Consider the following 11,821-nt stretch of genomic DNA (forward strand, 5'->3'; position numbering starts at 1 on the left):
ATTATTCATAGACTTATATTCCTATGAATAATAGTAAAAATATTTATTTCCGCAAGCAGGTAATAACTGCTTCTTTAGATGGAGTTTCTGGAACTAGGTCAGCTTGATACGAAAACTCTCGCAAGCTATTCTTTGTTTTTTCACCTAAACAAACGATTTCAGCTTTCTCCAGAAGTTCTTTCCCTATCAAACCTTTGTTTACCCCTTCTGCCATGAATACTTTCACGGCCCCAGAGGATGGGAACACAATAGTATTAACCTGTGCCTCATCAAGCATTCTTGCTAGTAAAGGGAGGAATTGCTCGTCGACTTGCTTATAGCTTGTTAGATAAAAATCATGTTGCTCATAAGACTTCTGTTTACTATTGTCCCCGACAACAAGGATATGCTCCAGATCGTTGTCCATTTCGGCTGCAAGACTAGCAAGGAATCCTTTTTCTTGTATCGCATAGACAGATTTTGTTGATTCACCAAAAAAGGTAGCGGTGATGCGCCGAACATCAATCCTTTGATCGAAAAGGTCCCTAAAGAAGTCTGTAACACTTTCAGGCGAAGTAAATAGGATTTTTTTATAAGAAGAGATGTTTTCTAGTATCTCGGTATGGGCTGGCGCTTTTGTTTTGGTCCAACGCGGAAATTCAATCACATCCGCTCCTTGGTTGATTAACTCCTTTGCTAGCGGGCTTTCATTTGTATCGGTTCTAGCCATGAGAATTTGCCGACCAAATAATGGTTTTTGTTCGAACCAATTCAATCTTTTGCGGAGCGAAACAATGTCGCCAACTAACGTAATTGCAGGGTTTGTAAATTTTACATTCTTCGCCTTTTCAGCAATATCTCCGAGCGTCCCCTCAAGTGTTTCTTGCCGACTAAAAGTACCCCAACGAACTAAAATAACTGGGGTATCCGCTGATTTTCCATGCTTAATAAGATTTTCAGAAATATAGGGAAGATTAGAAATCCCCATGTAAAAAGCAATCGTGTCTATTCCAGTAGCGAGACTTGCCCAATTAAGGTTTGGTTGCCCTTCCTTTGACTTATCATGTGCCGTAATAATGGCAAAGCTTTCGCCAAACTCCCGATGCGTGACCGGGATTCCCGCATATAAAGGAGCCGCAATTCCCGAGGTTATGCCTGGGACCATTTCATAAGGGATAGAATGTTCAACTAATGCAGCAGCCTCTTCTCCGACCCTTCCGAATACCCCAGGATCTCCACCTTTTAACCGGACAACCACTTTTCCCTGTAGTCCTTTTTCGACTAACAAAGAATTGATGGCTTCCTGCCGCAAAACATGACGATCGGGAAGCTTGCCACAGTAAATTAGCTCACAGCCAGCAGGGGCATATTCAAGCAGTTTAGGATTTGCAAGCCGGTCATATAGAATCACATCTGCCTGCTTTATTGCCTCCATTCCTTTTACCGTTATAAGTCCTATATCCCCAGGACCTGCTCCAACTAAATACACTTTTCCCCTCTTCATGTTCACGTCATCCTTCCATTTGCCTAATTAAAACTGCATCTCTATTCCAGTCTCTAGAAAAGAGAGAACAGGATGTTCTCTCTTACTGTTAACCATTACTTTACGATAAAAACCTGCTCTTTGTCTCGCTCTACAGGATAAATTTTTACTTTTCCTTCATCGGGAGCTTGAACCTTCCCATCTATCAAGGATATTTTCCAGTCATAAACTGGGCAAAAAACATATTCTCCGCTGACTAACCCTTCACTAAGTGTTCCACCCTTTGGGTGAGGGCTTCTGTTTTCAATCGCTCTAACTTCTCCGTTTGTCAACCGAAATAATACAATTTCCTCCCCATTAAGTTGAAAAACCTGTCCCACTTTTTCTGGCAATGTCTCGTAGTCTGTAAGATAAATATTAGTCAATGTTCTTCCCTCCCTCTTTTAAACCAAAACTGGTACTTCACGTTTTTGATAGTATTTTTCTTGGATTTCTTTCTTTTCGATTGCCTCGCTCCATGGCTCGTTGTATTTTAAAAGAGTTTTGTCTAATCGCTCATTCAAGGCTTTTCTCGTTTTTTCATCTGCTAAAAATTCTTTTACATGATCTAACCCCACACGTTCTACCCATTTAGAAGTTCGTTCCAAGTAATTCGCTGTCTCACGGTAATATTGCATAAACGCTCCGATTAATTCAATAACCTCTTCTTTTGTTTTGACCGTAGCAAATAAGTCACCAGCACGAAGGTCTGTCCCGCCATTTCCTGCGACGTAGATTTCCCAACCACCGTCGATGCCTACGACACCAAAGTCTTTAATACCCGCTTCAGCACAGTTTCTTGGACAAGCTGACACACCCATTTTCACTTTATGCGGGGTATCAAGACGTTCAAATTTCTTTTCTAGCTCGATGCCAAGACCCATTGAATCTTGAGTACCATAGCGGCAGAACTTTGCGCCAACACAAGTTTTAACCGTACGCAATGTTTTTCCGTATGCATAGCCTGAATCCATTCCAAGGTCTTCCCAAACTGCAGGTAAATCTTCCTTTTTGATTCCATACAATCCAATCCGCTGACCGCCTGTTAGCTTTACAAGTGGAACATCATACTTTTCAGCAACCTCAGCAATTTTCTTTAAATCCTCAGCAGACGTTACCCCACCATACATTCTCGGAATAACTGAATAAGTACCATCTTTCTGGATGTTCGCATGCATTTTTTCATTCACAAGGCGGGAATCGCGATCATCTTTGTATTGGTCTTGGTGAATCATCCCTAAATAGTAGTTCACTGCGGGGCGACATTTTGTACAGCCTTCCTCCTGCTGCCAACCAAGGACGTTCATTACTTCCTTCACACTTGTTAACCCTTTTTCTTTAATTTCAGCTACGACTTCGTCTCGACTAAGCGTTGTGCATCCACAGAGAGCTATTTTCTTATCTGCTTCTTTAAACTTATCTCCGAGCGTATATGCAAGAATATCGGCAATCTGTGATTTACAGCGCCCACAAGAACGGCCTGCATTCGTACATGCCCCAACCTCATCTACAGAAGTAAGCTCTTTTGTTTGAATTGCCTGTACAATTGTTCCTTTTGAAACCCCGTTACAGCCACAAACAATTTCATCGTCTGCCATACTAGCGATGTCATTTGAACCTGCGGCCCCACCACAACAGCCAGATTCAAGGATAGATACGCTCGTCATCCCACTTACATCTTCTTTATTTACGAGCATTTTAAACAATCTCGAACTATCTTTTGTATCCCCGTAAAGCACAATACCGGAGATGCGGTTATCTCGAATGACGATTTTTTTATAGACTCCGTCAAATTCGTTATGAACCTTGATTGACTTTGTATGCTTGTCGTCCTCAATCTCCCCAGCAGAGAAGAGATCAACACCTGAGACCTTTAATCCAGTTCCAACAATTGAACCCTCATATGGCTTTGTTTCAACACCACATAGAGTGGCAGCGAGAACTTTTCCTTGTTCATATAACGGAGCAACCAAGCCGTAAACCAGTTCCCTATGCTCGGCACATTCGCCGACTGCGAATATATTAGGAACACTCGTCTCCATAAAATCGTTGACCACAATTCCACGGTTTACATAAATACCACTTTCCTTGGCAACTGAAGTGTTTGATCGAATTCCTACTGCCATAACCACAAGATCTGCCTCAATTTCAGTACCGTCCGTAAACCGTAGGCCAGTTACCCGATCTTCACCTATAATTTCAGCAGTTTGTTTTTCCATAATAAAATTCATACCTTGTGCCTCAAGCTCATCTTTCAGCATTTTGGAAGCCGTTGAATCCAACTGACGTTCCATTAAATCAGGCATTAAGTGAATAACATCCACTTCCATTCCAAGATTCAACAATCCACGTGCTGCCTCAAGTCCAAGTAAACCACCACCAATGACGGCTGCCTTTTTATAAAGTTTCGAAGACTTGATCATCGTTTCACAATCTTGGATATCACGAAACCCTGTTACACCTTGCTTATCTGCACCCGGTATTGGGAGAATAAAAGAGCTAGAGCCCGTTGCAATAATAAGTTCATCGTAGGCTACTATACGCCCTTTATCAGAAATGACTTCTTTTTTGTTTGTATCTATAGCAACAATTGCTTCACCAGTAAACAATTCAATTTCATTTTCTTTATACCATTCCCAGCTATTCATGATAATGTCTTCAACCGTTGTGTCCCCTTGAAGAACCGTTGATAGCTGAATTCGGTTGTAATTTGGATGTGATTCATGGCCAAATATCGTAATCTGAAAGGCTTCAGGGGCAAGCTTCAAGATTTCTTCTACTGTTCGAACTCCAGCCATACCATTTCCAATCATCACTAATTTTTTCTTACTCATTATCCTTCTCCCCCTACTCATCTATTTGTACGTCTTTATGCGTTTGTTTTATTTTCTTTATGATTAGATTGTAAATCCGAAAGGAAAATAAGTTTGTGAAGTTTATCACACATTTATATATTTGTTCAACATTTCACAAATGTGTCATAAATTTTAATAGAACGACATGGCTTTTTACCCTGAATTTCGAATCAACTCTCTTATAAAAACGAACCATTATTAGGTCAGGATCACTAGATTGCATATATAGTTATTTTTTGAATTTATTAACAATAGTCTATTGGTACTATTGTCGCAATACCCCTTCTGTAATAAAATACTAATTACTGGATATTTATACATAATTTTATATTTTAATACTTGGAGGGTTTAATTTGAAAAAGAAGAAAGTAATTACAGGTCTACTAGCAGCTAGTCTACTAGTTTCCGTTCCAATCACACCGGCACTTGCGGGCTCTGTAAAATGGGTAAACGTGAATGTAAATGAGGAGCAAGATGGGAGCTTGTTTAATAGTGAAAACTATGACTTTATGAAGTTCTCAGAGATTGGTAAAAAACTAGAATCGATTAATAAGCAGTCTAACCGTGTGAAAGTAGAGGTTACAGGTACTTCCTCACAAGGATACCCCCTTTATGTTGTAACGATAGCCGACCCTAAGTCACAAGGAAAGTTCGGAAAGATTCAGTCATTGAGAAAGCAAATGTTTAAAAATCCTGAAAAAGCACAGGATTGGATTGCGAATAACCCTGATTTTAAAGTCCCGATAATGATCAATGGTTCTATCCATGGAACTGAATTTGTCGGAACTGATGCAGTGTTACAGTTGATTGAGAGGTTTGCTCTTGATAATGATGCAGAAACTAAAGAAATTCTAGAAAACAACATCCTTATTTTTAACGTTGTCCAAAACCCTGATGGTCGAGTAGATGCAACCCGCTTTAATGGTGAAGGGGTTGATCTAAACCGTGATTTCATCACTCAATCACAACCAGAAACACAGCAAACCGTAGAACTTCTAACAGAGTGGAATCCAATGGTGTTCCTAGATACTCATGGTTATGTTAAAAATTATGGACCAAATTTACAGGGATTGATTGAGCCTTGTACACCACCGCACAATCCGAATTATGAATATGATTTATACCAAAAATGGGCTTTTGGTCAAGCAGAAGCAATGGAAGCGGAAATTATGGCTGATCAATCTTCCTACGAAGGCAACTTATATCAATCCATGAAAGGCTCATATATCCCACAACGTGATGACGCGGCAGGTTGGGACGATTATCCACCAATTTTTACGCCAATGTATGCAATGTATCATGGTGCTTATGGTCATACATTAGAAGCTCCAACAAATGATGAAGATGGTGTACGCTGGATGTATAACGCCATCATGGGTTCTTTGAAATATGCAACCGAAAACAAACAAGAAATGATCTCTGATCAGATTGAAATGTTCAAGCGTGGCATTAATTTTGACCATCCATTCCATGATGAGGGACATTTCCCAAATGCTTACATCCTTCCAGTTGATGAAAAAGACCCTACTGTAACAGAAAAAGCGGTTAATCATCTACTGAAGAATGATATTGAAGTCGTTCAATCTTCGAAAGCTTTTACCGCTGGTGGAAAGAGTTATGCGAAGGGAACTTATATTGTTCAGATGGATCAAGCAAAAGCTGGACTAGCTAATACGATGCTTTGGGATGGAGAAGATATTTCGAATGATACTCCAGCAATGTATGATATTTCTGCATGGAGCCTTCCAGAACTTTGGGGCTTTGAAGCCAATCCAGTCCATGAGGCTGTGACTGTTGTAGCTTCTAAGGTTAATAATGTAGCTGGCAAAGGTTCCGTTTCTGGTAAAGGACCTTTCTTAATTCCCAACAGTTCCGTAAAAGCAGTAGAACTTGCGAATATCCTATTAAGCCAGGGCGTTACCGTTAAGCGTGATGCAGAAGGAAACTTCTATGCGGAAGCAGCATCTAATAAGATTTCAGCCGCAGTTAAAGAGTCTGGTTTAAAGATTGGTACTGCTGAAGTTCCAGCAGATGCTAAAGCAATTGAAAGCCTGAATGTTGCGATATTAAAGGATGGCGGCATGGGGAAAGTTCAATCTCATTCAGGAACAAAACTGGCATTGAAGCGTCTCGGCTTCAATGTAACCGAAGTGACACCTGTTGAAGTTGCCAATACTGGACTTACTGGTTTTGATGTGTTTGTTTATAGTGGAACTGAAAGCTTAATTTCTACGAATCTTAGCAACGCTAACAAAGAGTTTGGGTTCGAAACCGCAGGACAATTAACGACTTTTAAAGAAAATGTTCATGCATTTTTAAATAATGGCGGCAAATACATTGCTGTTGGTGCTGGAGCATCTAGAGCAACAAAAACCCTAGGCCTTACCAACAATACGATAAACACTGCAGGATCTAACAGCAACGGAATCGTAAAGGTTAGCTACGAAGGGGAAGGCCTAACTGCTGGCTATGATCAAGATGATTTAGGCTTTGTATACCGCCCTGTTTGGTACACAGGTCTAAATGGTGATGAAGTTGGGGCAACAATCGCCGATTCAGAAGAGTTCTTCGTAGCGGGCCACTGGAGAGGTAACGCTCCTGCACAAGGCCAAGCTGTTATCGTAAAAGAACAAGACAAGGACGTAACGCTAATCGGTCTTGAAGCAGGTTTCCGCGATCATACTGACTACCTGTTCCGTCTATTATCGAATGCCATTTTCACAAAATAAATGCGAGTTTAAAGCCCGGCATAAATGCCGGGCTTTTATTCTTTCAAACTAACTCTACTCCAAGTCACATATACAACCCCGCCAGAAAGATCCCCAACGATTCTTGATAAATCTCGTCGAACTGAGACAATGGCAATGGATTAACCCCAAATCCTAGTTCTACCGTGAAACCAGGTCGACGCCAATCTTGGATAAACCAATCTTTATATCCAGCATAGCTCTCAATCGTTTTAACAGGCTCATACCCACTCACTCGACCAAATTCTTGGACCATTGGTTCTGCCTCTGGAGGCTCAAGGTTCTCAAAGCCCCAATAAATGACTTCCCCTTGAGTATGGAACGCCAATACTCGCGAGAAATCACGCCGTCTTGTCAGCTCTGCCATCGCAATCGCCTCCGGCTCGCTTAACGGACGCTCCCCGACATAATCCCTCGGTCCAGGCCCTACTTGATTTCGTTCCTTCTCTAACTCCCATCGAGCTGGGAACTGATCATTAAGGTCTACCCCTCTAATATTCGCCTTCCAACCGGTAAAGTCGGTACTTCCACTATTTAATTCGACCACCCTACTTCGATGGGGTTCATTAGGCGGTGGTCCGTTTAAAACGAGATTAACACCATCGGGATTGACCATTGGGACAATCGACAACGTCGTTTCGCCATAAAGAGGGTGCATTGAAAGCCCACGGATTGGACTGTTATTGGTCAATGACAATAAATAGTCATTTAAAAAAGTCATAATCACTGGGGTGGTGATCCATTCATTCGCATGAAATGAGCCGTTGTAGTGCACCCGCTTTTGGCCATTCCCAATCAAAACTTCCGGAATATTATTCCCTAAGACTGAATTCCCTGCAGATGGCGTTCGGATAAATGGATACACTCGCTCTAGTCGTGCCAAATCGGTCATCATCGTACTATAGTCATATTCCTGTTTCCCTTGAACTAGCCTCCAAGTAATTCTTTGGGGAATCTTAACTGTTTGCCCAATTTGTAGTCGATTAGGGTCAATGTTTGGGTTTACTAAGAAAAGTGCATCCTGCGATAGGTTGCGTCTTGCAGCAATACTCCATAAAGTATCACCAGGATTGATTCGATAATCAACGGCGACAAACCCTGGAACACGGACACGCTGTCCAATGGAAATGCTTCCTGCCTGAATATCTCGATTTGAATCCATAATCAATTGCAGATTAATGTTGAAAATTTGGCTATAATACCAAAGAGTATCTCCTCGTCTAACAAATACGTCCATATCTGCTCCTCCCGCTGTTCAGAATCGCATCTATATAAACATATGATGTAAGCCAAGAATATATATCAAAAGGTCTCTTTTGGATGAATCTGTTAGTTACAAAGCAAAAGTGTTCTCTCAGCGGCATATGGCTGGAGCCTTTCAACTAAGCTTTTTATCATCGATTAACACAAAAAACCGAGTGCATAACGATGCACCCGGCTTCATTGGATTAATCTTTAATTTACAGTTACTGAAAACAGTTGATGTTCATGAAGACTCTCTGTGTTAACATGAACATTGATTAAATGAGTGCCTGTTGTGTCAAAGGTCTTGGTAGCATGATAAATTCCATTTCCGTCCTCTGCTGCATCAAGAAACTCATGCTTCTCTTGACCTTCTTTCCAAATTTCATAGCGGATTTTTGCGCCGGTTAAGGGCTTTCCTTTTTCCTTAATTAGGACCGATAGCTTCGTATTTTCATTAACTGCCATATCAAGCCCTGACTGTAACTCCACTACGACATCGCTCTCATGACCATGTCCATGACCATGTCCATGTGCTTCGGAATCTTCATCGTGGGCATCAGCATCATGTGATCCTTCATGAGAATCAGTCTCCTGATCTTCCGAACTAGGAACTGCACTAGTAGGATCTCCAACAATTAACTCTTTCTTTGGCATATTATGCATATCCCTTGCGGTGACATGTGCCGTCACGCTATAGACACCTTCAGCATCAAATTTCTTCTTTGCTGTATAAATCCCTTCCCCTTGATGCTCCCCTTCAACCATTTCCGAATCTGTATCGCCTTGTTTAAGAACTTCAAACTTCACCTCATCTGCATCCTCAACGGCTTCTCCACCTTGTGAAACATAGGCTTCTAGATTGATTTCCGCTCCAACCTCAAGATTTTCCTCAGGTAAATTAATTTCTACTTCAAGAAACTCTGGAACCTCCTGATTCTGACCGTTTTTCTCTTCATTCCCACATGCGCCTAGTAATGTGACGAATAAAATCACCATTAACAACACTAACTTTTTCATCTCTCATACCCCTATACATTTTTTTGACAATAAAAATACGATTTATATGCTAAAGGTGTAATACTTTTGTTGAGTACTTCCTTCTACCTCTTAAAAATACCATATCATTATTAAAAATAAAAACAAGAACACCCCTGAAAACCCCTTATTCATTAAACTAGCAAAATATGCAAATGGGCCACTTTAGTTCTAATCCCTTCGGTTCCTTGTTATAATATTTAGGAAAACGAAATAAAAAGCGAAAGAAGTGTATACTCTTATGATCCAGCAACAACAAGTAGGTAAACGGAACTTGGCGATTATGTGGTTTGCCAATTTTTTTGTAGCTGGCAGTATGACAATGGTTATGCCGTTCCTTTCATTATATATTGAGACATTTGGGAACTTCTCAGATGAGTACGTTAAAAATTGGTCCGGCATTACTTTTGGTGTTACTTTTGTAACGGCTCTCCTCTTTTCACCAATCATTGGACGAATGGGTGACAAATTTGGCCGGAAAAAGATTCTCATTTTTATGGGACTAGGGATGGGGATATCGATGTTCCTTATCGGCCACGCAAACACAGTGTTGGAGCTATTCTTTCTGCGCTTGCTTATGGGGTTTTTCTCAGGATTCATTCCGCTTTCGCAAGCTTTCATCTCCACACAAACGCCAAAAGAAATTGCCGGTCGGGTGCTTGGGACCCTGCAAACTGGTAGTATCACAGGTTCATTAATTGGTCCAATGATAGGTGGAGTACTAGCAGATACAATGAGTTACGCATTTACCTTCCAATCTACTTCATTTTTTATCCTACTATCAGGAATGCTTGTCTTTACGGTAAAAGAACATCGAATCGGGGTTACTAAAAAATCAAAGAAACACTATAGCAGTAAAGAGGTTTGGTTTCACATCCTAAAAAACCCCATCTTACTAAATGTGATGTTAATCTCGACACTCGTCCAGATTGCCAATTTTAGTATTCAGCCCATTCTATCACTTTATGTTGTAGAACTACATGGACTAGAAAACATTGCCCTTTTCTCCGGAATTGCCTTTTCTGCAGCTGGTCTTGGCAACTTATTTATGGCAAGAAAATGGGGTGCCCTTGCTGATCGAATTGGTTATATAAAAATTTTAGTTATTCTTCTCCTGTTATCAGCAGTGATTTACTTACCTGGTGCCTTTGTTACGAATATATGGCAGTTAGTAGTGATTCGCTTTGCCCTAGGATTAACCCTTGGAGGAGTGATTCCAGTTCGAGTAGCGTATATTCGTCAGGAAGCTCCCATTGAAATGCAAGGAGAAGTGCTAGGATATAATACAAGTCTTCGGTTTCTTGGCAATATCATCGGACCTTTAATTGGTGGATTTTTGTCAGGCTGGTTTGGAATCTCTTCCATCTTTTTTATTACAAGTTCTCTGCTCCTAATAAGTGGACTTATTTTAATCGCTTCCATGCAGCGTCATCCCGAACTGGTAAGAAACCATTAATGACTACTGATTGCAAAGAGCACCCTCCAAATGGGCTGCTCTTTGTTTTTTATCCAGACTGACCAAGGACATGAACGCATCAGTTCGTATTGTACATACATACTCTAAAAGAGGTAAAACTACATTTCGAGGAAAATTATAGGGAATGTTGGTGAAACAAATGGAAGTCAATTCGTTGCTAGAAGCCGAACAACTTGCATTGAAAAAACGTAAAATCTTCCGTCAAAGTAAAACTAGATACCTAGCGAGAGCCGCTCTAGCCTCCATGTTTATCGGTTTTGGCGTAATTGTTGCGTTTAAAACTGGTAATTTTTTTTATTTAGAGCATTCGCCTTTTACGTATCCTATGGCAGCGATCACATTCGGTGCAGCCATTATATTAATTGCTTACGGTGGCGGTGATTTGTTTACTGGAAATACGTTTTATTATACGTTTGCTGGCTGCGAAAAAAGATGGATTGGCCAGAAGTCATTAAAATGTGGATTTACAGTTATTCTGGCAATATCCTTGGGGCCACAGCATTTGCCTTTTTAATCTATACAACAGGATTATTCGATGACTCCTCCGTGAACAGCTTTCTTTTAAGCGTCACCGAAAAGAAAATGAACGATCCGACAAGTGAATTGTTCTTTCGAGCTATACTTTGTAACTGGCTTGTTTGCATGGCCTTTTTTATTCCGATGGCGTTAAAAGGAGACGGACCGAAAATGTTCGCCATGATTCTTTTTGTTTTTTGTTTTTTTATTTCTGGATATGAACATAGCATTGCGAACATGTGTACATTCGCCATTGCCTTAGTACTAAACCATCCTGGTACTATTTCAGTAGCAGGAGTTATACATAATTTAATTCCCGTTACGATTGGCAATTTGATAGGTGGTTCACTGATGATGGGATGGATGTACTTTTATGCAAATAGGCCGTTCTTTACCGACGAGGAATAGTCGAAAATCGAGTAGGAGGGGGTGACTAACCCCCGAC

At 40.7% G+C, this 11,821-nt stretch carries 7 protein-coding genes and 1 pseudogene; 3 read left to right on the forward strand and 5 right to left on the reverse strand.

Features of this window, described 5'->3' with window-relative positions:
* Nucleotides 1-43 precede the first annotated feature (43 nt).
* The 3 genes from cobA to nirB all read right to left on the reverse strand — a co-directional run bounded on the left by cobA (nt 44) and on the right by nirB (nt 4,335).
* Nucleotides 44-1,483 (reverse strand): uroporphyrinogen-III C-methyltransferase, encoded by a 1,440-nt coding sequence (cobA, locus tag H0185_RS14675; protein ID WP_221874259.1) that lies wholly within the window; start codon nt 1,481-1,483, stop codon nt 44-46.
* Nucleotides 1,484-1,578: 95 nt separating this feature from the next.
* The gene (gene nirD / locus H0185_RS14680) at nt 1,579-1,887 is read right to left on the reverse strand and encodes a nitrite reductase small subunit NirD (protein ID WP_221874260.1); all 309 of its coding nucleotides are present in this window, start codon (nt 1,885-1,887) and stop codon (nt 1,579-1,581) included.
* Nucleotides 1,888-1,905: 18 nt separating this feature from the next.
* A complete protein-coding gene (gene nirB / locus H0185_RS14685; RefSeq protein ID WP_221874261.1) occupies nt 1,906-4,335 on the reverse strand; it encodes a nitrite reductase large subunit NirB in 2,430 nt (809 codons plus the stop codon).
* A 374-nt stretch (nt 4,336-4,709) separates the two neighbouring features.
* On the opposite strand from nirB, the gene H0185_RS14690 reads away from it, so the two are divergent.
* Nucleotides 4,710-7,085, forward strand: a complete 2,376-nt coding sequence (locus H0185_RS14690; RefSeq protein ID WP_221874262.1) for a M14 family zinc carboxypeptidase — start codon at nt 4,710-4,712, stop codon at nt 7,083-7,085.
* Nucleotides 7,086-7,149: 64 nt separating this feature from the next.
* On the opposite strand, the gene H0185_RS14695 is transcribed toward H0185_RS14690, so the two are convergent.
* Nucleotides 7,150-8,340 (reverse strand): M14 family metallopeptidase, encoded by a 1,191-nt coding sequence (locus H0185_RS14695; RefSeq protein ID WP_221874263.1) that lies wholly within the window; start codon nt 8,338-8,340, stop codon nt 7,150-7,152.
* A gap of 218 nt (nt 8,341-8,558) precedes the next feature.
* Nucleotides 8,559-9,365 (reverse strand): FixH family protein, encoded by an 807-nt coding sequence (locus H0185_RS14700; RefSeq protein ID WP_221874264.1) that lies wholly within the window; start codon nt 9,363-9,365, stop codon nt 8,559-8,561.
* A 259-nt stretch (nt 9,366-9,624) separates the two neighbouring features.
* On the opposite strand from H0185_RS14700, the gene H0185_RS14705 reads away from it, so the two are divergent.
* A complete protein-coding gene (locus H0185_RS14705) occupies nt 9,625-10,839 on the forward strand; it encodes an MFS transporter (RefSeq protein ID WP_221874265.1) in 1,215 nt (404 codons plus the stop codon).
* A gap of 265 nt (nt 10,840-11,104) precedes the next feature.
* Nucleotides 11,105-11,784 (forward strand): annotated as a pseudogene (locus H0185_RS14710) (formate/nitrite transporter family protein).
* The last annotated feature ends 37 nt before the right edge of the window (nt 11,785-11,821 follow it).

The sequence above is a fragment of the Mesobacillus maritimus genome (genome assembly GCF_019749255.1).
Classification (GTDB): domain Bacteria; phylum Bacillota; class Bacilli; order Bacillales; family Cytobacillaceae; genus Mesobacillus_B; species Mesobacillus_B maritimus_A.